This window comes from Okeania sp. KiyG1, from assembly GCF_014132355.1.
Classification (GTDB): domain Bacteria; phylum Cyanobacteriota; class Cyanobacteriia; order Cyanobacteriales; family Microcoleaceae; genus Okeania.
This window is the reverse complement of the sequence record NZ_BLZO01000030.1, coordinates 1-25,475: the sequence shown is the minus strand read 5'-3', so window position 1 is coordinate 25,475 and position 25,475 is coordinate 1. Positions and strand designations below refer to the sequence as shown.

Annotated in this window: 21 protein-coding genes, 1 pseudogene and 1 CRISPR repeat array; of the genes and pseudogenes, 8 read left to right on the top strand and 14 right to left on the bottom strand. The window is 36.7% G+C overall.

What is annotated here, in order from left to right:
* Nucleotides 1–35 precede the first annotated feature (35 nt).
* On the bottom strand, nucleotides 36–656 hold the full coding sequence (locus tag SAGCYANO_RS04200; protein WP_237395747.1) for a hypothetical protein: 621 nt from the start codon (nucleotides 654–656) through the stop codon (nucleotides 36–38).
* 151 nt (nucleotides 657–807) lie between these two features.
* Nucleotides 808–1,497: a hypothetical protein gene (locus SAGCYANO_RS04195; RefSeq protein ID WP_202218930.1), complete on the bottom strand. Its 690-nt coding sequence runs from the start codon at nucleotides 1,495–1,497 to the stop codon at nucleotides 808–810.
* 1,142 nt (nucleotides 1,498–2,639) lie between these two features.
* On the opposite strand from SAGCYANO_RS04195, the gene SAGCYANO_RS04190 reads away from it, so the two are divergent.
* Nucleotides 2,640–4,355: a glycosyltransferase family 39 protein gene (locus SAGCYANO_RS04190; protein ID WP_202218929.1), complete on the top strand. Its 1,716-nt coding sequence runs from the start codon at nucleotides 2,640–2,642 to the stop codon at nucleotides 4,353–4,355.
* A 413-nt stretch (nucleotides 4,356–4,768) separates the two neighbouring features.
* Here SAGCYANO_RS04190 and SAGCYANO_RS04185 read toward each other — a convergent pair whose 3' ends face one another.
* The 3 genes from SAGCYANO_RS04185 to surE all read right to left on the bottom strand — a co-directional run bounded on the left by SAGCYANO_RS04185 (nucleotide 4,769) and on the right by surE (nucleotide 7,076).
* Entirely contained in the window at nucleotides 4,769–5,416 is a 648-nt protein-coding gene (locus tag SAGCYANO_RS04185; protein WP_202218928.1) for a hypothetical protein, read from the bottom strand.
* Nucleotides 5,417–5,565: 149 nt separating this feature from the next.
* Complete coding sequence (locus SAGCYANO_RS04180; RefSeq protein WP_237395746.1) at nucleotides 5,566–5,973, bottom strand: hypothetical protein; 408 nt, start codon at nucleotides 5,971–5,973, stop codon at nucleotides 5,566–5,568.
* A 299-nt stretch (nucleotides 5,974–6,272) separates the two neighbouring features.
* Complete coding sequence (gene surE / locus SAGCYANO_RS04175; RefSeq protein WP_202218927.1) at nucleotides 6,273–7,076, bottom strand: 5'/3'-nucleotidase SurE; 804 nt, start codon at nucleotides 7,074–7,076, stop codon at nucleotides 6,273–6,275.
* Nucleotides 7,077–7,645: 569 nt separating this feature from the next.
* A CRISPR array of direct repeats spans nucleotides 7,646–8,408; the repeat unit is 36 nt; unit sequence CTTTCCCAAACCAAATCCCTACTTAGGGATTGAAAC.
* Between the two features lie 1,375 nt (nucleotides 8,409–9,783).
* Between surE and pheS the strand changes: the two genes are divergently transcribed.
* The gene (pheS, locus tag SAGCYANO_RS04170; protein WP_202218926.1) at nucleotides 9,784–10,785 is read left to right on the top strand and encodes a phenylalanine--tRNA ligase subunit alpha; all 1,002 of its coding nucleotides are present in this window, start codon (nucleotides 9,784–9,786) and stop codon (nucleotides 10,783–10,785) included.
* A 324-nt stretch (nucleotides 10,786–11,109) separates the two neighbouring features.
* Here the strand turns inward: pheS and SAGCYANO_RS04165 are convergent, their stop codons facing one another.
* Nucleotides 11,110–11,277, bottom strand: a complete 168-nt coding sequence (locus tag SAGCYANO_RS04165; RefSeq protein WP_202218925.1) for a hypothetical protein — start codon at nucleotides 11,275–11,277, stop codon at nucleotides 11,110–11,112.
* A gap of 88 nt (nucleotides 11,278–11,365) precedes the next feature.
* On the opposite strand from SAGCYANO_RS04165, the gene SAGCYANO_RS04160 reads away from it, so the two are divergent.
* Entirely contained in the window at nucleotides 11,366–12,046 is a 681-nt protein-coding gene (locus tag SAGCYANO_RS04160) for an SH3 domain-containing protein (protein ID WP_202218924.1), read from the top strand.
* A gap of 1,392 nt (nucleotides 12,047–13,438) precedes the next feature.
* Here SAGCYANO_RS04160 and SAGCYANO_RS04155 read toward each other — a convergent pair.
* The 8 genes from SAGCYANO_RS04155 to SAGCYANO_RS04125 all read right to left on the bottom strand — a co-directional run bounded on the left by SAGCYANO_RS04155 (nucleotide 13,439) and on the right by SAGCYANO_RS04125 (nucleotide 22,085).
* Complete coding sequence (locus SAGCYANO_RS04155; RefSeq protein ID WP_307785823.1) at nucleotides 13,439–13,594, bottom strand: hypothetical protein; 156 nt, start codon at nucleotides 13,592–13,594, stop codon at nucleotides 13,439–13,441.
* Nucleotides 13,581–13,820, bottom strand: a complete 240-nt coding sequence (locus SAGCYANO_RS04150) for a XisI protein (protein ID WP_237395764.1) — start codon at nucleotides 13,818–13,820, stop codon at nucleotides 13,581–13,583. The genes SAGCYANO_RS04155 and SAGCYANO_RS04150 overlap by 14 nt, the downstream gene beginning before the upstream one ends.
* Before the next feature lie 306 nt (nucleotides 13,821–14,126).
* A complete protein-coding gene (locus SAGCYANO_RS04145; RefSeq protein WP_202218923.1) occupies nucleotides 14,127–14,456 on the bottom strand; it encodes an element excision factor XisH family protein in 330 nt (109 codons plus the stop codon).
* Between the two features lie 403 nt (nucleotides 14,457–14,859).
* A complete protein-coding gene (locus SAGCYANO_RS04140) occupies nucleotides 14,860–15,375 on the bottom strand; it encodes a hypothetical protein (protein ID WP_202218922.1) in 516 nt (171 codons plus the stop codon).
* Between the two features lie 5 nt (nucleotides 15,376–15,380).
* On the bottom strand, nucleotides 15,381–16,637 hold the full coding sequence (locus SAGCYANO_RS04135; RefSeq protein ID WP_202218921.1) for an AAA family ATPase: 1,257 nt from the start codon (nucleotides 16,635–16,637) through the stop codon (nucleotides 15,381–15,383).
* Between the two features lie 672 nt (nucleotides 16,638–17,309).
* Entirely contained in the window at nucleotides 17,310–18,704 is a 1,395-nt protein-coding gene (locus tag SAGCYANO_RS04130) for an MFS transporter (RefSeq protein ID WP_202218920.1), read from the bottom strand.
* A 1,411-nt stretch (nucleotides 18,705–20,115) separates the two neighbouring features.
* Complete coding sequence (locus tag SAGCYANO_RS47305; RefSeq protein WP_255502460.1) at nucleotides 20,116–20,244, bottom strand: hypothetical protein; 129 nt, start codon at nucleotides 20,242–20,244, stop codon at nucleotides 20,116–20,118.
* The gene (locus tag SAGCYANO_RS04125; protein WP_202218919.1) at nucleotides 20,241–22,085 is read right to left on the bottom strand and encodes an NAD(P)H-quinone oxidoreductase subunit F; all 1,845 of its coding nucleotides are present in this window, start codon (nucleotides 22,083–22,085) and stop codon (nucleotides 20,241–20,243) included. The genes SAGCYANO_RS47305 and SAGCYANO_RS04125 overlap by 4 nt, the downstream gene beginning before the upstream one ends.
* A gap of 398 nt (nucleotides 22,086–22,483) precedes the next feature.
* Here SAGCYANO_RS04125 and SAGCYANO_RS04120 point away from each other — a divergent pair, with 398 nt between their 5' ends.
* The 5 genes and pseudogenes from SAGCYANO_RS04120 to SAGCYANO_RS04100 form a co-directional block, all read left to right on the top strand.
* A complete protein-coding gene (locus SAGCYANO_RS04120) occupies nucleotides 22,484–22,795 on the top strand; it encodes a carbon dioxide-concentrating mechanism protein CcmK (protein WP_124146612.1) in 312 nt (103 codons plus the stop codon).
* 429 nt (nucleotides 22,796–23,224) lie between these two features.
* Complete coding sequence (locus tag SAGCYANO_RS04115) at nucleotides 23,225–23,563, top strand: carbon dioxide-concentrating mechanism protein CcmK (RefSeq protein WP_202218918.1); 339 nt, start codon at nucleotides 23,225–23,227, stop codon at nucleotides 23,561–23,563.
* 876 nt (nucleotides 23,564–24,439) lie between these two features.
* Nucleotides 24,440–24,742, top strand: coding sequence for a EutN/CcmL family microcompartment protein (locus SAGCYANO_RS04110; RefSeq protein WP_202218917.1), 303 nt, complete (start codon nucleotides 24,440–24,442; stop codon nucleotides 24,740–24,742).
* Nucleotides 24,743–24,830: 88 nt separating this feature from the next.
* Nucleotides 24,831–25,019, top strand: coding sequence for a hypothetical protein (locus tag SAGCYANO_RS04105; protein WP_202218916.1), 189 nt, complete (start codon nucleotides 24,831–24,833; stop codon nucleotides 25,017–25,019).
* 34 nt (nucleotides 25,020–25,053) lie between these two features.
* Nucleotides 25,054–25,475 (top strand): annotated as a pseudogene (locus SAGCYANO_RS04100) (carbon dioxide concentrating mechanism protein CcmM); the annotation flags it as partial.

The following is a 25,475-nucleotide window of genomic DNA, read 5'->3' as shown; positions in this document are numbered from 1 at the left end:
GACTCCTGTCTCCTGTCTCCTGTCTCCTCAATAATTCATTTTTTAACCCTATAAATATTTTCTAATAAATTAAACCAGAAATGCCCCCCCATAGATATAGCTATGCCACTAATTAGCCAACCCAATATTTTTTTTAATCCTTCTAAATAAGTAATTGATTTACTAACTGAGGTTTTATTTGTTTGTTCTTGACCCCAACCAATAGGTAATTCTAAATTCTCTAATGCTGCATTTACCTGATTTTGAATATCTCCTATTTCTAACTCACTTGGATTAGAATTATTATTGATTAATTCCTGGGAATAACTATTAATTGTTGCCCGCATTAAAGAATCTTTTGATAAATTATCAACCATATTTAATGTATCAACATTGGCAACTATAGCAATAATAACACCAATCAAAAAAGCAACTCCTTTAGCATTACGCTTATAAACACCAGCAGCCCTTTCCATTCCACTATCGAACCATATCTCAATTTCTTTCTGAAACTGATGTAAAGCATTACCTGTTACTGAAATTTTTGTTGTCGCTTGTTTTGCTAAAATATATAAACTTTTTCGTAAAGATTCAGGCAATAATTCAATCATTTCAATAGCTTTTTGGTGAATTTCCTTCTTATTATTTTGCAAATCTGTTTGCGCAGCTTTTCCCATTTCCATTATCTCTCTCAAAAATTTTAATAAATTAGAGGCACTTGGTTCCATTTCAGTTACTAAAACTTTTCTTTCATGGGGATTTTTAATACTTGTGTGACTAAATTTATTTGGCTATTAAATTCTTTACTATGTTTATCTGGCAAAATTTCTAGAGATTTTTTGTGTATAAATCTAGCTTATTTAAAGTTCTATCCAATGTTAAATCAAGATTTGCTAAGTTATTTTTATAATCCTGAATATTTTGATTCAACTCTTGATGCAAATTCTCAAATTCAGCCTGAATTTTTTTCTGTTGACTGGTGTCTTCTATATTCAATTTATCTAATATTTTCTTGATCTTTACCAAAATATTATCGGTAAAATCTCTTAATTTATCCTCACTAATCATTTGCATTAATTCTTGCAGCTTCAAAGTATCAATTAAACTGGCAGCAAATGTATCTGATGGAATAGAAGAAGGAGCAGTTTTTTCTACATCAAAAATATTATTAATTCCAGTTACAGCTCGACTTAAATTACCAAGCATCTGAATTATTTTCCGAAATCCTCTTTCTAATGGACCTTTGCCACCACTATAGTTAAGGTTTTTAATTAATTGATTTTGATACAGAGATTTAGTTAGCTTTTGCACTTTTTCAATTTCTGTACTAGATTTAGAATTATTTTTGTTGATATGAGTTTCACCAGCAATTAACTCTTCAATTGATTTTTTTAAATGGGTGGCTCGCCATTGCAAAATTATTGTCAAAATTGATTGGATTTCACTAGCGAGTACACTAAAAATCAGATAAATAAAAATTAAACCAATGGCAATATCTAAAATTACAGGTAAGTTCATATTCAACAATTAATAATTAACAATTAATAATTAACAATTACGTCTTCTTATAAATAAGAAGATTGGCTAAAAGGATTTTTTTTCTTTTCTTTGTCGATTGGATATGGCGAGGAGACCTGCTCTTATCAGAGCCGCTCCGAAGATAGCCATTCCTAGACCGCTTTTTTCTCCATGAATGGAGAGGCTTTATACCTTCATTTTTCGGTCAGAAGGAAGGATTAGAAAGGAAGGAAGAAGGAAGAAAAAATGGATGGGGACTTATATAAAATTCGGTTATACAGTAATAGAAAATTACTTCATATTAATACAGATTTTCTATTATACCAATTCCCATGCATTAATGCTATACTTCAATAGTCAAATATTTACCAAGATTCAAAGTCTTTTTTTGACAATTATTAGTCGGTTAGTATAGATTTTTCCTACTTTTAACCCCTCCCGTCCACTTCCCACACTTCCCACACTTCCCCTCCACGGTCGGGGGAGGGGCGAGGGTGGGTCCCCACCCAATCATACTAAGCATTCTTGCGTGAGAAATGGTATTAGGCATCTCCAAATAATCAAAAATAAAATCAATTATCGCACATAAATCATCAATTATTTCTCCCTATTCCCTAAAATAGATACAGCGAATTCCACTTTGGTGAGGTACACCTGTCACGGGCAAAATGCCTGCACTACAAATATTTAATTGGTAAGCATTTCCTACGGAATGCTTACTTTAATTGTTAATATCCGTACTTCATCTACTTGGAATCTGCTGTGCTGTATCTCCAGAAAATAAACTTGCCCTTTATTTAGCATAAGCTAGAGTTGTATAACTTCCTCACGACATCATTAGACATCTCCAATAATCAAAAATAAAATCAATTCTTATCCATAAATTATCAATTATTCCCCTTTTGGGAGGGGAGGGGCGAGGGTGGGTTCCCCGTTGCCTTCCGGAGCTGTTGCCTGTTGCCTCTTTTGGAGGAGATGTCTATTGTTCATACCATTTTTCTAGAAATTTACTCCCTGTTCCCTATTCCTTATTCCCTAAAATCTACAATATTTCACAACTCAAATAAGATTGCTATATCATTATTAGCGTTAAGCTTTGAAAATAATAATCATACTTACAAATTGACTTTTGAATTGAATAAATGTTTGAGAAAATTTTCACCAACAAAAATACCCATATAGATTCACTTATAATTGCCAGCTTATTATTAGCAGCATTGTTATTATTTTCTACTAATTTAGACACATTACCTTTGCGAGACTGGGATGAAGGAATAGTCGCTCAAGTAGCTAGAGAAATAACCAGAAAAAATTGGAATTGGCTTTATCCAACTATCAATAATACTCCCTATTTGAATAAACCACCATTAGTGCATTGGTCGATCGCTTTTGTCTACAATATCGCCGGAGTAACTGAACTAACCACACGTTTATTCCCTGCTTTATTCACAACATTCTCTGTACCCTTAATTTATAGTATTGCGAGAGAATTATTTCGTCCCCGCACTCCCGCCATTTTCTCTGCTTTAGTCTACTTAACTTTGTTGCCTATCGTGCGACATGGACGTTTAGCAATGTTAGATGGAGCAGTACTTTGTTTTTTTCTACTGATGATTTGGTGCATTTTACGATCGCGTCGTAACCTCCGTTATTCTCTAGCTATTGGTCTGAGTTTTTCCCTACTTTCCCTCACAAAAGGAATTATTTTAGGATTACTTTTAGGAGCGATCGCTTTTTTCTTCCTCTTGTGGGATACTCCCCGACTATTGCGTTGTAAATATTTTTGGAGTGGTATCTTACTCGGAATGCTCCCAGTATTTCTGTGGTACACAGCTCAATTTTTCCATTACGGAATAGAATTTTTCCATGCCAACTTTTTCCATCAATCTCTCAAACGTATTTGGCAACCCGTAGGCAGTCACGATGGACCTATTTGGTATTATTTATTGGAAATTCTAGAGTCTACTTTCCCCTGGCAACTTTTCTGGTTTCCCGGAATATATCTGAGTTGGAAAAATCGGAATCTCAGTTGGGGAAAATTAGTCTTGGTCTGGAGCGGAATATATTTATTAGCTATTTCGTTAATGAATACCAAACTCCCCTGGTATGTACTACCTATTTATCCTGCTTTTGCTCTAGCAGTCGGTACTTATCTGACAGAAATTTGGTACCAATTTCCAGTAGATTTGGGATACTTTCGGTTTCCAATTTATCAATATCCTCATACTCAAGGTGAGAGTAAAAAACATCCTAAAGGTATCCCCACTATTTATCACCGTCTAGTAGTAGCCATTTTTGCACTCCTCGCCTTACTAACTTGGATTGCTTGGCTTTACTCCAGCGGTATTTTTCATCTCGGAGAGGAAAATCAGACAAAACTAGATTTACATTTACGATTGATCTCAATAACTATTGCCTTGACAACGACAATAGTAACCATACTATTAAACCAACAAGACCGTCAGTTTTTGTCAATCTTGATTTGGGGAACATATCTTTCACTCCTACTCTTTGTTAACTCCCCTCATTGGATCTGGGAATTGCAAGAAAACTATCCAGTCAAACCAGTCGGAGAAATGATTCAGAAATATACACCCCCCGGTCAGATAATTTACTCCTTTGATACTAAAGATCGTCCCTCTTTAAATTTTTATAGCGATCGCCTCATCAAGCGTGTAGGGCCACAAAAAATTCAACAACAATGGCAAAATCAGTCTCAACCATATCTATTAGTTCAAGCATCAAATTTGAATAACCTTACCCTAGAAAATCTGAAAGTTTTGAATACTATCAAAGGATGGGCATTAGTCACGAGAGAAAGCAAAAACAGTTTCACTAAAGTCAAAAGTCAAAAGTGATATTTTAAGTAGGGTTTGCTTATGGAAAGTCTTTTTGCTGGGGTAGGAGACAGGAGTTAGGAGAATTTAGAGGAGGTAGGAGTAAGAATTGTCCCCAGATTGTTCTGCCCAACCCTTGCCTAAACTACTAACTTTTTGAGTTTTTTAGCCCACATTCCGCACTTCAAGAGCATAATATGAAATTTAGTATAAAATCCGTAACTTGCTTAGGTATTTATACTATAGAAATTATCTTCATTTACCTCGATCGCTCGTCAAATCCTCATTTCAATATTAAGCATAAATACTTACTGAATCCTTGACTCCTGTTGACCACTATAATTTTCTTCTTACTTCTTACTTCTTACTTTTTTATCTCTTACTTTTTACTTCTTTTATTTCTAACTTTTGACTTTTGAATTTTGAATTTTGACTTAAAAAACTTTCTCCATCAAAATACAGCTTTCATGCTCTTTTATTCCCTCAAATACTTTGACTCCTTTATATTCAAAAGTCTGATAATCTAAAGAAACTCTATCCTCAAACCCATACTTCCGACAAATGTGCTGCGATATCTTTCCACTAGCTTCTACTATTGCTTTGGAAAATCCTGCTTGAGCTGCCATCTTAAGATTATTTTCTACTAATTTATTACTAATCTTTCTACCTCTATATTGTTCTCTAGCTCCCAATAAAAAGACATGAAATATCTTGCTATTAACGACTTTTTTCTCCATCTCGTACTGCTCATTTAGTTCTCTTAAAAATTGGAAAACAACCTCAAAATTCTGAGGAATACTTTTGTCTATTTCTTCGTACGACTCCTTTGAGAAACTCTCTGAAATAATAAACCCAGCCACTTCAGAAGTAGCTGAATTTTTAGCAATATGAGATAATCCTTCTGATACAGCTTTTTGGCAAACCATTTCAGCAAAAGGATAAAACTCACTAGGAGTAATTTTAAGTGCCCTTGAAATAGGTTCTGCACTAGGAAATACATCAACTAAACAATTAATAGTTTGTTCTAAATCTTTTTCCTGTAAAATTTCATATACAATTTCATTTTCTTCTAACACAAGCATATTAACTCCTCAAGCAAGATTTATTTAGTCATTACAACATAATTCCTTCCTCCTTCTCCTTGAAAAGAATTGTTCAGGTCATAAGATACAAAGTGTCAGGTCGTTGACTATCCATAAGCAATTAGACCTTATTCATTATTCATTATTCATTATTCATTATTCAAATGTTCTTTTTCTTGCACCCACTCTAATACCCCATCAAACATACCAAATTGAAAATCAAACTTACTTAGAGAAGCGATCGCCCCTCCAAACAATAAGACACTGCCGAGCGCCACAACTATAGGTAAATACTGCCTGCTCAGGTCGCGACGTAATCTCGCCAGAGGTCTACTTTGCCTTCTCAGCATTTGTCCAATATCTAGCTGTTGGAGAGCCAGAGGGTCCCTGACATAATGGCCACTCCAACTAATAACCAGATGGGAATGACAATATGGACAAGTAAATAGCCCATTAAATACTTCTAGTGGTTGTGTCGCACTGGAGCGATGACAAATTGGGCAGGTAACAGAATGACTCTTAGATGTGGGAGCGCTCATACTTAAATTTTTATTCAATCAACGAAATTTTTCACTACTCAGATACATCAAGCCCGGCAATTCCCCGCAAAAGTCGGGAAAACCGTTCATAGCAACGTGACGGCAGAACCATCAACGCAGGCGGTATCGCGCTAACGCGCCGCAACGCTTACGCAATGCTTTGAAGAAAATCCCCAAAGCGCCATTCTAATCTCTCGGCATTGAGTGACCGCAGTGCGGAATTTAAAATGCTTTGATGAGTTTTTTCGATCTGCAATTTTGATTATCTTGCCTATTATTTTATAGTTTAGCCTTAATTTCTACTGCATAAAAGTGATCTATTCACGAAAATTATCAATCTTCCATTTTTGGATATAGCCTAGTTGTTTACCATAGGTGAAATTGTATTGCAAAGGGGTAATTGTAATATATTTTTCACGCATTGCCTGGACATCTGTTGATAACTTTTCCACAGAGGAGTGGTCGTTGGTTTCTTCCACATCTTCCTGTACCTCTCCAGCTAGCCAGTAATAAGTTTTGCCTCGTGGATCGACCCGTTTTTCAAATATATCTATATAGCGACGAACTCCTTGACGGGTAATTTGTACTCCTGCTATTTCTGTTTCTTTAACTGCCGGAATATTTACATTTAGCAACATTACATTAGCTAAAGGTTCATTTTCAATTTTTTTCACCAAATCTTGAGCAAAATTGACAGCAACTTCAAAGTTTCTAGAGGTATAACTACCAAGACTAAAGGCAATACTCGGAATGTTTTCCACCACTCCTTCCATGGCAGCAGAAACTGTTCCGGAATATAAAATATCTGTTCCTAAGTTGGGACCATGATTAATTCCTGCTAATACTAAATCTGGCTGAGTATCTAGTAAGGCAAATAAGGCTAGTTTTACACAGTCGGCAGGAGTACCAGAACAGGCCCAAGCTGTGACGGTGTCATCAAAAATTGACTTGACTATTTCCGCCCGAATAGGTTGATGTAATGTTAAACCATGACCTGTGGCTGAACGTTCCTTGTCAGGACAAACTACAAAAACTTCATGGCCTACCGCTGCTAAACCATTAGCCAAACTCCGGATACCTTCTGCAAAAATGCCATCGTCGTTACTTATTAATAGTTTCATTTTTGAAAAATAAAAAAGATTGAAGCAAGAATTATAGCGCTAGGCGCTAGGGAATAGGGAACAGGGAATAGGGAATAGAAAATAGCAAATTGTAAAAGGGTTTTAGGATTGAAAAATGTCCGTGCCCAATTCTTATAGTGCTATATTCGCCAAACACAATTCTATGACGGAAAGTTGAAGAGTGGAGCCTTTTGGGACTAATTATTTTAGATTTTAGATAAATCTTGATAAAGCTACGAAAAATTTCATTGACAAATTTTGTTGGTAGGAGTTATGATAAAAAGCATAAAGAACCTCGAAAAATGAATAGCAATATTTTTTTAGTCAATTCTTATGTGGATTGAGTTGTTGAAAGATGGTTTTTCATCTTTGCATGGTACCCCACATACGCGCCTCCCAGAATCGCTGTAACCCTGATTCTCTCGTTGACCCGTGTATGTGCCTTGTATAGTAAGGGTTTGAGCCTTGTCATTTTGGCAAAATTTGCCTTGTTGACATTTTAATCAAAGGGAAGCGTATATTGGGGGGGGTCTGGAACCATTGCTGTGTGGTGCTTCTAGATCGTAGCTCTTTCCCAAACCAAATCCCTACTTAGGGATTGAAACTAGTACTTATCACCTTTTTTGTTTTTCACAACTGAAATTCTTTCCCAAACCAAATCCCTACTTAGGGATTGAAACATTATGTTACCGTCGTCGTCAACGGTTTCTTGACTTTCCCAAACCAAATCCCTACTTAGGGATTGAAACACTAAGGTATCTTTCTACTAATGTTTCAAAAGAAACTTTCCCAAACCAAATCCCTACTTAGGGATTGAAACATAAGACCAGAGTTCGGAGTTCCATCTCCTAAACCAGTCCTTTCCCAAACCAAATCCCTACTTAGGGATTGAAACTTTGCAACCATAGCAGAAATGTCGTAGGCGACATCTCCCTTTCCCAAACCAAATCCCTACTTAGGGATTGAAACAGACTAACTGTTTCAGAACTAGGCAGAGATCCTAATAAGCTTTCCCAAACCAAATCCCTACTTAGGGATTGAAACCCTCAGAAGCATTTTTTTGCAGAATTTTATAGTCTTTACTTTCCCAAACCAAATCCCTACTTAGGGATTGAAACTCATTGCAAAGATTTGTTTGCCTATACAAATTAAAGGCTTTCCCAAACCAAATCCCTACTTAGGGATTGAAACATCAGAATATTCTGATATCTTGGGATCAAAGGTAGCCTTTCCCAAACCAAATCCCTACTTAGGGATTGAAACTTCAAGATGGCAGAGTCGTCAGTTACCAAATAACTTTCCCAAACCAAATCCCTACTTAGGGATTGAAACTAATTCGTTACCTATTTAGACAAAAGTAAAGCATTAGATTATCAAAATAATATAGGTCTAAAACCCCGCTTTTTAAAGCGCAATATTTTTGGAGCCTTGCTCAAATCCCAGTTACAAAAATAACTTCTGAATTCTGACTTCATCAATGGGGTGGGGCGGGTTTATCTAAATCATTTGTCATGCAATTAACTTAACGTGGAACCCGCCCCTACGATTGCAACATCCTGAGAGGCTCCCGAAAAAAAAGCCCGGCGGACTCAAAAATCAGGTTGAACTTTCACAAAAAATCAGATACAATACTTACATTGGGAGTTACTCGCCCCTAAGCATGACTATTTATTCAACCAAAAAAGATTCTATTACTAAAGCACAAAATAAAATAACAAATCATATTGTTTTTAACACCTCGATCAACTACATCCTGAGAAGCACCAAAAAAAGCCGACGGACTCAAAAATCGGGTTGAACTTTCACAAAAAGTCAGATACAATAGTTATATTGGGAGTCACTCGTCCCTATACATGACTTTTTATTCAACTAAAAAAGACTCTACAGTTAAAAGCACAAAAAAATAACAAACCATACCATTGTTAACACCTCGACCAAGTAAATCCTGATAAGCACCCAAAAAAGCCCGGCGGACTCAAAAATCAGGTTGAACTTTAATAAAAAATCAGATACAATAGTTATATTGGGAGTCACTCGCCCCTAGGCATGACTAATTATTCAACTAAAAAAGATTCTATATACTAAAGCACAAAAAAATAACAAACCATGGCAACCCAACTCACAGAAATAGAAACCCAACTAACAGAACTACGGCAAACAGCAACAGAAGCGATCGCCACAACAAAAACCTTGAAAAATCCACACCAGACTCTTACTTAGGCTTGAACTTTTGCAGTACTTAATATTACGGCTAGAGCAAAACTACAAACAAAGCGATCGCCACAACAGAAAACCTAGAAAAACTGACATAAAACTATAGTTAAAATCCTCACCTATCTCATTTCATCCTGAGAAGCATCCAAAAAAATCCCGGCCGACTCAAAAATCAGGTTGAACTTTAATAAAAAATCAGATACAATAGTTATATTGGGGGTTCCTCGCCCCTACGCATGACTAATTATTCAACTAAAAAAGATTCTATATACTAAAGCACAAAAAAATAACAAACCATACCATTGTTAACACCTCAACCAACTACATCCTGATAAGCACCCGAAAAAAAAGCCCGACCGACTCAAAAATCGGGTTGAACTTTGACAAAAAATCAGATACAATAGTTATATTGGGATTTACTCGCCCCTAGACATGACTAATTATTCAACTAAAAAAGATTCTATATACTAAAGCACAAAAAAAATAACAAACTATGGCAACTCAACTAACAGAAATAGAAACCCAACTAACAGAACTACGCCAAACAGCAACAGAAGCGATCGCCACAACAGAAAACCTAGAAAAACTAGAAGAACTAAGAATTAACTACCTAGGCAAAAAAGGCCAAGTATCCAAAATCCTGGGAGGTATGGGCAAACTCAGCCCAGAAGAACGACCAAAAGTAGGAGCGATCGCCAACCAAGTCAAACAAGCCATCCAGAGTAACCTAGACCAAAAGCGGACAAACCTCAAAACAGCAGAAATAGCAGCCAAACTCCAAGCCGAAACCCTAGACGTATCAATGCCAGGAGTATATCGTCCCCAAGGAAAAATCCATCCCCTCAACAACCTCATAGACCGTGCCCTAGACATATTCATTGGCTTAGGCTACACAGTCGCCACAGGTCCAGAAATGGAAACCGACTACTACAACTTTGAAGCCTTAAACACACCACCGGACCACCCTGCCAGAGATATGCAAGATACCTTCTACCTACCAGACGGTAACTTAATGCGGACCCATACCTCTTCAGTCCAGATCCGTTATATGAAAAACCACGAACCCCCGATGCGAATCATAGCTCCCGGTCGTGTTTATCGACGCGACACAGTAGACGCTACCCACGCAGCAGTATTCCATCAACTGGAACTATTAGCAGTAGACGAAGGACTAAGATTTTCAGACCTCAAAGGAACCATCAAAGAATTCCTCAGACAAATGTTCGGAGACCTACCCATTCGTTTCCGTGCCAGCTATTTCCCATTCACCGAACCCTCAGCAGAAGTAGATTTGCAGTGGAATGGTAAATGGTTAGAAGTATTAGGATGTGGGATGGTAGACCCCAACGTATTAGAAGCAGTAGGTTATGATTCGGAGAAATATACAGGTTTTGCCGCGGGTTTTGGCATAGAAAGATTTGCCATGGTGTTGCATCAAATAGATGATATTCGGCGAGTTTATGCCAGCGACTTACGTTTTTTGCAGCAGTTTTAAATAGCTATCAGCATTTCAGCATTAAGCATTTCAGCATTCAGCGTAAATATAGAGGGAGTGTGAGGAGTGTGGGGAGTATAGGTTTGGTCTGACCAAAAAAATAAGCTCTTAAGTCTCCCCTTTTAAGAGGATGAAAAAAAATCAAGTTCAATATTTCAAGCCTCTGACTTTAACTAGAGGTACTGATAACTGATAACTGATAACTGATAACTGAAATGACCCATCTTCCTTTTTAACTTATAGCAACCGCTTGGTTTGTGTTTGACAATTAGTGCGAGCATCTTGCTCGCGTTATGAATCATTATAATTACCCGATGTCCTAACTCATAGTGGCGACTGCCATATTAGGTAAACCAAAACTTCAAAATATTGATTTGAGATATAGCAATAACCAGAGCAGTTAGGACTTATGGCGATCGTAATCTTGAGACAGGGAAATGTTTTTCCTACTATTCCCTGTTCCCTATTTTTGATATTTAGTTTACCCAGCATTTTATTCTAGACACTACACTATTTGTTGGGTTTCGTTCCTCAACCCAACCTACTAAGCTTGAAATTACTTTTGACTTGAAAAATAAATATGCGTCAACCAGTGGCATTGCTAACATTAATACTAACGATCGCCCTCGGTGTTCCCAAAAGAGCGATCGCTACAACCATTAAAATAGCTCAAATATCTCAAGAAACTGCTAGTTTATGTCGTCAAGTTAATGATCAACAAGGTTTAATTGTTCAAAAAAGACCAACCCCAAATTCTCCTACAGTAGGTACAGTAGATGCAAATCAACAAGTGAAATTAATAGAAGGTTATCGCAATATTAGAGGTCCAGCAGGTCGAACTTGGGTAGAAATTACTGCTCCTATTTCAGGGTTTGTTTCTAGAGGTTTTCCAGGCAATGAAAATAATTTAATAGAATGTTCTGAAGTAGCGACAGAAACTCCAACGGAACCTTCCGGTCAAAATACTTCTGTTGATAATTTCCCCACAGAAAGACCGTCTCCTACTGAGTCAACATCACAAATAGATCAAAATTTATGTCGTCAAATTGATAGTAAAAAAGCACCACGGGGTTTAGCAGTACGGACAAATGCTACTAGACGATCCGAATATAAAGGAAAAGTTCCTGTTGATAGTCAGCTTACCCTTGTGGAAAATTATCGTTTAATTCCTGACCGAAATGGAGAAAAACGTAGGTGGGTGGAAATTACTTCTCCCCTGTCTGGGTTTGTTTCTGCTGGGAATTTAGTGGAGTGTGATTAAGGGGGAAGTGGGAGAGTAGGGGAGTAGGGGAGTAAGGGAGTAGGGGATCGGGGGAGTAGGGGAGATTAAATATTGAAGTATAATAAAAGTTATACATAAATCTAGTCATACATAGTCAAACAATGTCAAATATCTTCGTTAATTTGTATTAAGAAGCTATTAAATACTTGACAAAATTTAATAACTCAAAGGCCAGATGTTTAATGGTATAGTGAAGTAAGCTAAGAATTCAAGACTAAATAATAACAAAAATTCCTAAATGCTCGAATTATTATAGTAATTTTAACTCCTTGATTTATGAGATTAGTTGAGAGACATATCCCATACGAAAAATCATCGGTTTTATGCTGAAATTGACCAACTGTGTTTTTTGTCTAAAAATCTCTTAAACTCATGCTAATTACTTAGTTCGTCAGTCTTTTATATTTGAAAATACAAATCTTTCCTATTATGACCTGCAAAAAACACTCTCTACTCAACCAGACTATCAAGCAATGCCAGCTAAAGTATCTCAACAAATCTTGATGATACTAGATAGAAACACCGAAAAGCTTTTTAGCAGCAAATGAAGTTTATAAACAAAACCCATCAAAGTTTAAATCTTGTCCTCGTATTCCTAAATATAAAAATAAAATAACGGGAAGAAATATTGTAGTTTATACCACACAAGCCATCAGCAAGAGGCAATTAAAACAAGGAATTATTAATCCAACTTATACAGGAATTTATCTAAAAACATTAGTACCTACTTCACAAATAAAACAAGTTCGTCTCGTCCCCAGACTTAACCATTATGTAATTGAAGTCATTTATGAGAAATGCGAAAAACAATACCTCTTAGAAAAAAACTGTGTTGCTAGTATTGATATAGGATTAAACAATTTAGCTACATTAACTTTTAATCAAGCTGGAATCAAACCAAAGAGTGATAAATGGCAGACCGTTAAAATCTATCAATCAATACTATAATAAAGTTAAGAGTTCCTTACAATCTCAACTCCGGGAAAATCAATCAAGCCAGAGACTGAAAAAACTTTGCAATAAAAGAGAATTTAAAATCAACGATTATCTTATGAACTATTTATAGAATTAATAGACAGATGTTATATAACAGGATTCTATAGTGCAATTAACCGGATTTGATATCAGAGGTAAATACATTAGTATTGTTAATCAAACAATCAAAAAAATGGAAATAAATAGCTGTACGAAAAGTCTCTATTGCTTCAGTAAAAGTATTCAAAGGTTTATATCAAATCCGGTAGCATTGGTGTTATTCAATATTAAAGATAAGAGTCTATATTGTAGGGGCGAATGGCCATTCGCCCTTAAGCATTGTATGACAATCAGCGGATTTAATATTATTTCCTCATTGCTTGTTAGACTTACCTATTATTCTGCTTCCCAATCTTCAATTTTTAACCCTTCAATTAGGCTAAATTCTCTAACATTATGAGTAACTAATATTAAATCATTTACTAAAGCAATAGAAGAATTTGAATATCGTTGATAATTTTCGCAATTTTCCCTAATTTTAATTAACCGCAAATTCTGTTAAAGGTCGCACCTCTGGCGGATGAAACCCTAATACAATTTTATTTTTAGGAATACCTGCCATAAGTAAATCTAACGCAATTCCATCTTCTAATCCATCCTCGTGAATCCAGATTTTCTCATTAATAATTTCCAAGTGAACCACACAAGCATGAACTCTTTTTCCTTTTAAATATCCTACTGTTAATAATAAATAGTTTTTGTGGTCTTCACCAACAATAAATTTTCGTTCTAAGTTACCGTGAGCATAGGGTAAATTAGCATATTATCCCAAAATTTTAGTAATAATTTGATGATAATTATTTATGGTATCCATTGACAAATAACCTCCTGTTTTACATCAAAAGTTATTAAACTAAACCTTTTATTTTTTAATAATATTTGACCGATAGGTTCATTCAACAATTAATAATTAATACTTAATAATTAATAATTAATAATTACCTATCCTTGAAAACAAGAGGATTGACCTAGTAGGGAAATTTTTTCCTTTTTTCTCCTTTAAAGGAAAGGCTTTAAACCTTAATTATTCGGTAAAAAACTCCTCGAAAATACTTTCTGTAATCGCTAAATATAGTAACCGCTCCGGTTCAATATTTTTTATAATATCGTAGTATAAAATATATTGAGCTAATGCTTTTTCTAAGTCATTCACTCGCGATAAACTGGTAAAACTTTTAATCTCCACAGCAATTTTTTTCAAACCCTTTTCAGCAGAAAGTAATTTGTTCGCTCCCAAATCAAAAAACAAATCTCTTTTTCCAATACTCAAAATATAGGGGTCGTTAGTAATCGTCCATCCATCCTTAATCAAGGCATTTTTTACTGTATCGTGATAGAAGTCTTTAGCTGGCATTAATTCTTACTCCTGAATATTTAAACCAACTTTTTCAACTATTATAATACAGTAGGTTGGGTTAAGCGATATAGCTGCCGCTAGGCTCCGCCAACGCGCAACCCAACAGATACAATATGATGGAGTTGTATATTTGTGGGATGAATTGTAAGCTTGGAGAAAAAACAAGTTAGAAATATTAAATATGAGATTTACCTATTCCAACAAAGATTCATCCTTTGATTCAGCAACCTAACAAATACAATATTATTGTTGGGTTTCCTTTCTCAATCCAACCTACAAAGTTCCAGGTTTTTATTATAAGCATTTAACCTAACATAATATTAGATAGACGATAATTTTATAGTGCTTATTGCTAAAAATAAAATCTCATTAATCTACAAAAAATGTAAATATTGCTGCTTTATTTTTTGTATTTTCTGCGTCGAGGAGTCAGTTCAGGTTTTGGAGGTTCATAAGATTTTAAACCTGTATCCCCAGTGATAATTTCTACATCAAATCCTGACTTAGCATAATAATCAGCAACCCGTTTAATTGTAGCATCTCCCAATGCAAGTCCTTGACTAGCAAAATTCGGAAATTCATCAGCTAAATCCTTCAAATTTTCTGCATCCCATAACTTTGACTGTTCTATAAATGCTGCCCAAGGATTTTGATTATCTGCAGTTAGTTTCATCAAATTTCCTAATTCTTTAGCTATTTCATAGCGCTTAATATTTGCTTGAGCAATATGATTACCTGTTTCAATGATTGTTGCTAAAGGTAAAACAAAAGTAGTCTTTGCTTTCTCCTCTTTTTCGAAGATTTCATAGACTTTAACCTTATCCCATTTATTACCTTCAGAGCCACAAGTTTCCTTCCCAGGTACTCCCAAATAAACACAGAGAATTGAAGTATCAATAATTAGCACTTTTTTCATACTCTTTAATCTGCTTTGAGACTCTTCTCAATCAAACCCTTACTGGCAATTTTGCCTAAAGTTCCTGATGCCATTAACTTCGGTAAATCTTCAATATCCTCTAAAGGAATTAACTGACTTTCTCCAGTTTGTTTATCTCGATAAGTCACCATCACAAAAGGAATAAATTTTGGAGTTAGTTCGTCTAATAAAGCAGAATTATGAGTTGTAACCAAAACATCAATTTGGCGCTGTTCTCCAATTTCTCTTAACATTTGTAATAGTAATCCAGCACGAGAAGGATGCAAACCATTATCTACTTCCTCTATAACAATTAAACTTTTTTCTGGCTGAGTTAACATAGCTGTTAAAATTGCCAAAAATCGTAAAGTTCCATCAGACATTCCACGAGCATCAACTATCATTGGTTGTTGATTAGGATGCCAGATTTCTTCACAGTAAAGCATGGCATCGCTGCCTAGTCTTCCTACAGTTTCAGCCCAAACTTTTTGCATATCTCCTTCTGGTAATTTTGCCAGATATTTTAATAAATATTCTTCTACTTCAGTTTTCTGTTTTTCTGGTAATGCTGCTAAAACTCCAGCAATATTAGAACCATCTCTTTCTAACTTTTTTGATAGGCGTGAATAATCCCGCATTTGGGAAGGTATGGGATTTAAAATAAAAATCTTTTTGAGAAGATTTGGTACTATACTTTCGGCAAGCATAATTTGATGAACATTATCAAATTCATAGGAAGGAATCTGTGTTGTAAAACGATCCAACCAAGGATTAGGAGTGGGATAAATTTTTTCAATATATTCTTTATCTGCTTCAAAAAGCTTATACTTTACCCCGTCTGGTACCACAGTTGAGGAGATAAAAGAAAGTTGCTGAAATGAATTACTATCTGAGAGTTTTTGACTATCAATCAAAGTTAAAGATTCATATATTACCTGTATAGTAGGTTGAGTTTCTATAGTAATTTTATAAAGATAATCACCCGCTTCATTTTCGCCATCTACTAATACTTGAAAACTAAATTTTGTTTCAGGTTTTCTAACTGCCCATTCAACCCCACCTCTAATACCTGAACTGTAGCGATCGCCTGTTAATACCGCTTCTACTGAAGTACCTTGCATAATACTATTCAAAAAATCCAAAGCATCAACAACATTAGATTTTCCACTAGCATTAGTACCGATTAAAACTGTTAAAGGATCGATATATAATTCCGCATGACGGAAACTTTTCCAATTTTCTAAAGTTATTTGTTTCAGCATCAGACTTCTCCGAAAAAGATATAGATTTTTTGCAGGAGTAGGCAACAGGTCATTTCAGTTATCAGTTATCAGTTATCAGTTATCAGTACCTCTGTAATAAGGAGGCTTGACATTAGGAATAGTCTATTTTTTTATCCCTTTTAAAAGGGAGTTTTTAGACCAGATTTAAAAAATAATGTTACCAATAGTAAGAGGAATAAAAATATTTTACAGGATATGCCCTTTGACAAAAAGGATTATTTACGACCTAAAAATGGTATTTAAGCCATTTATTCTGACTCATTACTCCTGAATTATGACTCCTAAGAAATATCCTAGCTATTTGTAGCAAATATTTATTAATTAGGTTTTAGACCACAATTTTTCGGTAAGATATGTTTACAAAAAAGGCACAAAAAAGGATTTTTTAGGGTGAAGTTTTATTTCCAAAGCTTGCTCTAATTAAAAAGTTTATTTATTTTTCACCAGATGCCTATTAGACATCTCCAACAATTAAAAATAAAATCAATTATCGGCATAAATAATCAATTATTTCCCCCTATTCCCTATTCCCTATTCCTTTTTTCTGAAGATGTCTATTAGACTTTCCACCTAAAACCTAAAACCTAAAACCTACCACCTAAAACCTACCACCTAAAACCTACCACCTACCACCTAAAACCTAACACCTTTTTATTCTTTCCTTTCCTTCAACTTCAATAAAATTTCATCATGTACTTCCCTTGTAATAGGATATAAATAAGCCAACAATAATCCAACAATTAAAAACACAGTAGGTAACAGACCAATTGCCACACGAATTGCCAAAAGAGCAGAGTCCGGTTGAATAGGTGGAGTCTCCCCAGGAACACTTTCAATAAATCCAGCAATATCCAAAGCTACCCCTACTAAAAACAATCCAATAGCTAACCCTACCTTCTGCAAAAAAACCATAAAAGAATAAAAAATTCCCTCTCTTCTTTGCCCAGTATTTAACTCATCTAAATCGATAACATCAGGAATCATTGACCAAGGAATTAAATAAGCAATTGACACCCCAAAACCAGCAATTATTGCCAAACAATACAATAAACCAACCTGTCCAGGTTGAATAAAAAATAACCCACCCTGAGCAATTATCCACAAACAAACACCCATAAAATAAACAGCTTTCTTCCCCAGTTTTTTACTAACAAAACTCCAAACAAACAACATAGTTAAAGCAGTACCTTGAACAGCGATCGCAACTTGAGGAAAAGTCGATTCCGGTAACCCCATCCAATTAATTACAAAATAAGGCAAAATCGAAGCAGTTAATTGCACTCCCAACCAAGAACACAGATAAATACCAATCACAAATAAAAACGGACCGTTATTAAAAGCAACTCGAATTTGTTCAATAATTGGTAAATTAGTATTATTATCTTCCTCCTGTTTTTTATTAGCAGAAAGTGTCCGTTTGCGAGTTCCAAAAAAACACCAATAAATAGGTAAAACAGAAATTACTGAACAGACAATACCCAAAACTATATACTGTTGAATAGGATTATCTGGGAAAAGAGAAAAAATTAATTGAGCAAGAACTAAAGAAAGAATACTACCACCAATAGAAAAAGCAAATCTGAAACTATTTAAACTTGTTCGTTCATGATAATTTTGTGTTAACTCTGGAGTTAAAGCCGCGTAGGGAAGATTAACAACTGTATAAGCAATATTAAATAAAATAGCAATTATCACATAATACCAAAATAAAAAAGACTGATTAGTACTAGGAACTATCCACTGCAAAAAAAATAAAATCCCAAAAGGAATAGCACCAAAAACCATCCAAGGATAACGTCTACCCCAAGGATGAACAGTGCGATCGCTCATCACCCCAATTATCGGGTCATTAATAGCATCAGAAATTTTCCCAATCATCAAAATACTACCCGCAATACCAGCAGGTAAACCAGCAACATTAGTAAAAAAATACAGCAAGAAAAATACCTGGATATTAGCGCAAATTGCCGGACCTAGATCGCCAGCACCATAAGCTAATTTAGTCCAGAAGTTAAGTTTTTCAGTTTGAGGGAAAGAGTTATTCATAAGACATCTCCAAAAAATAGGGAGTAGGTGGAAATAATTAATGATTTATGTACGGGCGTTGCTGATTCTGGGTATGATGCAAGCCCCCCTAGCCCCCACCCATTGGGGGGAATAAAACTCTAAAAGTCCCCCTTGATCCCCCTCCCGTCCCCCGCAGGATCGGGGGAAGCCAGATGTTGCTGCGCTTTTTGTTGAACGGGGGATGCGCGGGGGCGAAGGCGAGAACCAAACAATCACACATTCATACTTCAATTCAGCAACGCCGATTTATGTACGATAATTAATTTTATTTTTTATTATTGGAGATGTCTATAGTAGGGGCGGGTTCCGCCTTAAATTAATGGTGTCACCCACGACTGGGTAAACCCGCCCCTGCCCCAATAATCCGCCTTAAATTAATGGTGTCACCCACGACTGGGTAAACCCGCCCCTGCCCCAATAATCCGCCTTAAATTAATGGTGTCACCCACGACTGGGTAAACCCGCCCCTGCCCCAATAATCCGCGTTAAATTAATGGTGTCACCCACGACTGGGTAAACCCGCCCCTGCCCCAATAATCCGCGTTAAATTAATGGTGTCACCCACGACTGGGTAAACCCGCCCCTGCCCCAATAATCCGCGTTAAATTAATGGTGTCACCCACGACTGGGTAAACCCGCCCCCGCCCCTGGGTCAATTTATTGTCAAACTTAGAAAAAGGTAGTAGGGGAGTAGGGGACCCACCCTAGCCCCTCCCCTCCCAGGAGGGGAAGAGGGGAGCATTTGTCAATTCATTGTCAAGGGAGAAAAATTGTATCCTTTGAAATTTTGTACATCTTGCTAGTAGCGCGTCAAGCTTGAAATAGTGTTTTAGGAAAATTCTCTAAACCTTAGTCAGAGCAAGAATTATACTCAAAAATTTAATACACCATTTTCAGCTTGACACGACACTAGAGTTAGTTAACCAAAAATATAGAGTTGTAAATATTCTCTGGCGACAATGAATTAGCCCTGCGCCCCCGCCCCTCTGCATAAACGGGACTTACCGAATTATTAATTATCAATTATTAATAATTAAATAATTCTGGTTTAAAGCCTCCCCTTTTAAGGGGAAAAAAAAGAAATAATATCTCCTGATATTCAATCAAGAACGGTTTTAACCAGAGGTAATTATCAATTATCAATTATCCATTATCAATTAATGAAGCACGCATATCAAATCACACACCATCTGTAGGGGCGTTAACGATAGTTATGCGAAGCAAATGGCATTTGCGTTCCGCAAAGCTCCGCTTTATATGTTGCGGAGCAAAACGCCCTCCCTGTATGTAGAGTCTCTGCGTAAGTCCTGATAAAATTAGATGTATCGGTCTAGTAGTTAGTGGCGTGACACGACTAAAATGTTCCATCGGAGAGGGTTCCGCGCTATTCTTAATTGCTCAACATTAAATTTAGATCGACCCTCCCCATCCCCCACCCCAATAAATTTAATCCTTCTGCCTTCTTCCTTCTTCCCTCTTCCTTCTTCCCTCTTCCTTCTTCCTTCTTCCTTACCTTCAAAAACTAAAATCGATTGACCACAGCGCCAAAACCCCCAAAACACTAACCCCTATCAGAATAGTAAGCACATAAGATTGGCCTTTACCAGACACCCCATACTTCAAACCTTCCCCACTAAAAATCGTTGCCAAGCCAACTAAATTAACAACTCCATCAACAATATAACGGTCAACCCAAGCATTTAACCTTGAAATTTGAGTAACTACAAATACCACAGTTACATTGTAGAAGCGATAGATATAGAAATCATAAGCAAGCAAATCTTGAACAAAACGCAAAGGAGCATATATTGGTCGAGACCAACATCTACCTAAATCGATCATGCTACCAAAAATAACACCAATCAAACCAGATGCAACTAACAAGACAACAACAGCTAAGTTGAGATAACCCCAGTCAGGTAACAGTGATAACCGTTGCATCATTATCGGTGTCAGTAGAGTAACGATAATTAACGATACCATCGGTACAGCCATCGCCCAGGGAACTTCTGGCGCGCGTTTCGTTTTCTGCTGAAATTCACCCAAGAATACCAGACGGTAAACACGGGTTAAATTTAAAGCAGTCAAGAAATTAACAAATAACAAAATAGGTACTACCCAAGGATCGATAATCCAAAACACATCCAAACCTTGGCGTAACGCCCAGAAACCCCCTAAAGGTAGTAACCCGATTAAACCTGCAGTGCCTACCAAAAAAGAACTTGTAGTAACCGGCATTCGAGACCACAACCCCCCCATCTCTGTAAGGTCTTGGCTATTAGTAGTTAATATTACACCCCCAGCACTCATAAATAATAGTGCTTTAGCAATGCAATGAGCCAACAGTAATAGCAAGCCAAAACCAGTCCATTCTGTACCAACAGAAATAAACACTAAACCCAGGTAAGCGCTAGTAGAATGACACAAAGTACGCTTAAGGTCAATTTGAGCCAGAGCAACTAGAGAAGCTCCGATCGCCGTTACAGTTCCGATCGCCACTAATACATTTAAAGCCACAGGAGCAATAATTAAAATCGGCTGCATTTGGATCATTACATAAGCTCCGATGGCAACCACCACAGTGTTCCGCAAAATCGAAGCAGGATTTGGCCCCTCCATTGCCTCATCCAACCATAGATGCAGAGGAAATTGAGCGCATTTACCTATTGGCCCCGCAATCAAAGCCAACCCTAACAAATTACCTGTAATAGGAGAAAGTTCTACTCTTTCAGCCCATTCATATAGGTCACTAAAATTCATGCTTCCAGCCAAAGCTGATATGGCAACTACTCCCATAAGTAGCAAAACATCTCCCACCCGCTTTGTTAAAAATGCATCTCTAGCTGCTGTGACGACCAGAGGTTGAGCATACCAGAAACCTACTAATAAATAAGTAGAAAGAGTCAGCATTTCTAGCAAAGCATAGGAAATGAACAAAGAGTCACTAATTGTTAAGCCACTCATTGCTGCCTCAAAAAATCCCATTAGTCCAAAAAATCTGGCTAGCGCCCAATCTTTTTCTAAATACCCCAAGGCATAAAGTTGGGCTAATAGACTAAAACCCGTCACAACATCCATTGCTCCAACGGTTACAGATGAGATATTAAAGGCAAAAGATAAGTTGAGGTCTGCCGTTTGTAGCCAGTTGAATATGATTTCTCGTCGTTCTTGGCTCCAGACAGCTTGATAAACAATGGAACCATGAATAAAGGCCAATAACGTCATAAAAATATTAAAATAAGCTGCTGGCCGTGGTCCTGTGCGTTGGATTATCCCTATTGACCAGGGTAAAGTCAAAATTGATCCAACTAAGCTATAAAAAGGTATCCACCAACAGTTTTGAGTCAGAAATTCTATCATTTATTATTTGTTTACCTTCGCTGTTAAAATAAATATATATGATTAATATAGGTTCAAGTTATTATAAGTATATGTACTGATTTTCCTACTCCTAAAGAGCATGGTTCCAAAAGTAATAAAAAAATTTAGGATTAGTATCTGGAGACTGAGGATCGTTGAATTCATAATTAAGTCATTAAGTCCAAAGATTTCAATTTTAGGGAATTTATTTTTATAAATATCTACAATTATGAATTATGATGATAGTTGCTATTGTCAACGATGCCATGTTTCTCTATGCTAAAGCTATAGCATTTTGATAGATTTAATCATAAAAATGGGGATTCCCTTGAAAACTATCTAGAGACGACACTGGCCTCAATGCTTAAGTTAACTATTGGTCAATAGGAGGAAAAAAAATGCCAATTGCGGTAGGAATGATTGAAACTAGAGGGTTTCCAGCGGTAGTAGAAGCTGCGGATGCGATGGTTAAAGCAGCTAGAGTTACTCTGGTCGGTTACGAGAAAATTGGTAGCGCTCGTGTAACAGTAATTGTCCGAGGAGATGTATCGGAAGTACAAGCTTCTGTGGCTGCAGGTATAGAATCAGCCAAACGAGTTAACGGTGGTGAGGTAGTATCCACTCATATTATTGCTCGTCCCCACGAAAACTTAGAGTATGTATTACCAATTCGATATACTGAAGAAGTCGATCAGTTCCGAACTTATTAGTTAGCAAGACTCATTTGAGGCAGTGAGAAATACTACAAATATTTTGACTAGAGCTGGTTGATGAAATATTTTTTTTGCAGATAGCTGCAAACATAATGATTAAAGTCTTAGAGCTAAGTAACTTTGCAGATCAAAAATATACATCTGTAATGAAGAATGCTAAATTCACAAGCTTTAAGATCGTGCTTTAGGTTCTGTGAGCAAAAACACCAACTTTACCCTAAGATTTTAGGGCAATCATTCTCAAGAGATTGCCCATTCCAGGAAAGCATTCAAAAATTATCATCTAAAATTCTAGTAAATTTAGGAATTGATCGCTCCCCAACATCGGGCATTATTTGGAAAAGCAATGATTATTCCAAGTAGCCATAACTAAGAAAAGTTAATACATATACAAGTAAAGCAAAAGTATATCACGGAGTAAGAATAATGTCAATTGCCGTCGGGATGGTAGAAACCCTAGGCTTTCCAGCAGTCGTAGAAGCAGCAGATGCAATGGTGAAAGCTGCACGAGTCACCCTTGTTGGCTATGAAAAAATTGGTAGTGGTCGGGTAACTGTAATAATTCGCGGAGATGTATCTGAAGTACAAGCTTCTGTAGCAGCAGGAGTTGATAACGTCAAGCGGGTAAATGGAGGCCAAACAATGTCTACCCATATCATCGCTCGTCCCCATGAAAACCTAGAGTATGTTTTACCTATTCGTTATACAGAAGAGGTAGAACAGTTTCGTGACAGCACATCTTCTATTCGTCCAGTAAACAGATAATAACTTGATTGCGGATAGCAGGTTTTGAGATTGAACTGAAAAAGATAATTTACCTAGTGCCGCTACGCGGAAGTCAAAAGTCGTAGGGGCGTTAACGATAGTTATGCGAAGCAAATGGCATTGGCTAGCGCCAAGCTCCGCTAACGCCCTCAAAAAACTTGATTGGTAAGGCTTTTAGGATTTTGTAGCTGGTTAGTTATTTCTGCCATCCTGTACTATAAAGTGTTTCCTAGAGTAAAACAACAGTAGTTCATTAATGGATAATTGATAATGGATAATTGATAATTACTTCTGCTTAAAACCGTTCTTGATTGAATATAAGGAAATATTATTTCTTTTTTTCCCTTAAAAGGGGAGGCTTTAAAGCAGAATTATTTAATTATTAATTATTAATTATTCGGTAAATTTCCTACTTTTAAAAGCTGTGTTCCTGGGAATGGGGTTTTATTATCTATCAAGAGTTAAATGGAGTATACCGTCAACAGATATAGTTCCATTCATGAACCTCTGGAGTTTATTTAATCCTCAACTCTGAGTTTGGAACCGCAAAATAGTTTCTGTTTTTAGTCTGACCGCTGAAAGCTGCAATTTTTCAAATGCGATAAATATCTCTAAAGATGCAGCAATTAATGTATCAAAGCCCTCAGTAATTATCAGTCAATATTTATTGAAAGCTGAAGGATATGTTATGGCACTCAGGCATGAGCGTGACATTCTACAGAGTGAAAAAATTGGCACTTCTTGGTAGAAACAGGAAATATTAGCGAGCATTAGTGAGTAAATTCTAGCACATAATCAAACTGAGAGTGAAAAAAACTTTTCAGGTTTCAATCTAAAAATCTAATATCTGAAATCATGTAATTAAATTAAGAGATCATGCAAATTGCCAAAGTTTGTGGCACTGTTGTCAGCACCCAGAAAGAGCCTAGCTTGCAAGGAACAAAGCTACTTCTGCTGCAATTCATAGACAAAGAAGGCCATCCACTGCCTAAATATGAAGTAGCTGCCGATAATGTCGGAGCCGGAATAGATGAATGGGTTTTGGTTAGTCGTGGGGGAGCAGCTCGTGAAATACCTCGTAGTGAACAACTGCCTATAGATGCCAGAGTAGTCGCAATTATTGACACGATCGCGGTGGACAATGGCATGATCTACAGTAAAAAAGACCAATATCGTTGAACAGTCAATTAATTAACAATAGCTTGAACTGTTGGATGTTGAAATCTTGAACTGTAAGAAATTTATTTGGCGTTGGTGAAGAGCGTGTATGATATTAATCTTAATTATTTATGGAGTCAACCCACCCCTCGCCCCTCCCTCCCTGGAGGAAGGACCGAGTCAGGAGGAAAGAAAGAAGAAGAAAGAGTATGTAGAGGGAGAAAGTTTTTTGTTTGCGCTCTTATCCGGAGAAGATATCATACCTCTTTTCACCAACGCCATTGATTTAATACACTAACATCCAACATTTAGCTGAAGGAGAAAAAACAAATATGCCACACCGCAACGAAGCGGCTCCACCGACCCCCTGGTCAAAAAATTTGGCACAGCCAAAGATAGATAGTAGCTCTTATGTTCACTCCTTTTCTAATGTTATTGGAGATGTTCGCATGGGAGCCCATGTATTAGTAGCTCCCGGTACATCCATTCGTGCTGACGAAGGTACTCCCTTCTTTATCGGCGCAGGAAGCAATATCCAAGATGGAGTAGTAATTCACGGCCTAGAACAAGGAAGAGTAGTAGGAGACGACAACCAAAGCTATTCTGTATGGATAGGTAAAGATGTTTCTATCACTCACAAAGCCCTAATTCACGGCCCCTGCTATATCGGAGATGAGTCTTTTATTGGCTTTCGCTCTACAGTATTTAACGCCCGTATTGGTGAAGGCTGTATCGTGATGCTCCATGCTCTCAT

Coding starts and splice junctions, on each gene's coding strand:
- SAGCYANO_RS04200 (WP_237395747.1), bottom strand. CDS start 656: ATGGGAAAAGCTGCGCAAACAGATTTGCAAAATAATAAGAAGGAAATT.
- SAGCYANO_RS04195 (WP_202218930.1), bottom strand. CDS start 1,497: ATGAACTTACCTGTAATTTTAGATATTGCCATTGGTTTAATTTTTATT.
- SAGCYANO_RS04190 (WP_202218929.1), top strand. CDS start 2,640: ATGTTTGAGAAAATTTTCACCAACAAAAATACCCATATAGATTCACTT.
- SAGCYANO_RS04185 (WP_202218928.1), bottom strand. CDS start 5,416: ATGCTTGTGTTAGAAGAAAATGAAATTGTATATGAAATTTTACAGGAA.
- surE (WP_202218927.1), bottom strand. CDS start 7,076: ATGAAACTATTAATAAGTAACGACGATGGCATTTTTGCAGAAGGTATC.
- pheS (WP_202218926.1), top strand. CDS start 9,784: ATGGCAACTCAACTAACAGAAATAGAAACCCAACTAACAGAACTACGC.
- SAGCYANO_RS04165 (WP_202218925.1), bottom strand. CDS start 11,277: ATGCTGGGTAAACTAAATATCAAAAATAGGGAACAGGGAATAGTAGGA.
- SAGCYANO_RS04160 (WP_202218924.1), top strand. CDS start 11,366: ATGCGTCAACCAGTGGCATTGCTAACATTAATACTAACGATCGCCCTC.
- SAGCYANO_RS04145 (WP_202218923.1), bottom strand. CDS start 14,456: ATGCCAGCTAAAGACTTCTATCACGATACAGTAAAAAATGCCTTGATT.
- SAGCYANO_RS04140 (WP_202218922.1), bottom strand. CDS start 15,375: ATGAAAAAAGTGCTAATTATTGATACTTCAATTCTCTGTGTTTATTTG.
- SAGCYANO_RS04135 (WP_202218921.1), bottom strand. CDS start 16,637: ATGCTGAAACAAATAACTTTAGAAAATTGGAAAAGTTTCCGTCATGCG.
- SAGCYANO_RS04130 (WP_202218920.1), bottom strand. CDS start 18,704: ATGAATAACTCTTTCCCTCAAACTGAAAAACTTAACTTCTGGACTAAA.
- SAGCYANO_RS04125 (WP_202218919.1), bottom strand. CDS start 22,085: ATGATAGAATTTCTGACTCAAAACTGTTGGTGGATACCTTTTTATAGC.
- SAGCYANO_RS04120 (WP_124146612.1), top strand. CDS start 22,484: ATGCCAATTGCGGTAGGAATGATTGAAACTAGAGGGTTTCCAGCGGTA.
- SAGCYANO_RS04115 (WP_202218918.1), top strand. CDS start 23,225: ATGTCAATTGCCGTCGGGATGGTAGAAACCCTAGGCTTTCCAGCAGTC.
- SAGCYANO_RS04110 (WP_202218917.1), top strand. CDS start 24,440: ATGCAAATTGCCAAAGTTTGTGGCACTGTTGTCAGCACCCAGAAAGAG.
- SAGCYANO_RS04105 (WP_202218916.1), top strand. CDS start 24,831: ATGATATTAATCTTAATTATTTATGGAGTCAACCCACCCCTCGCCCCT.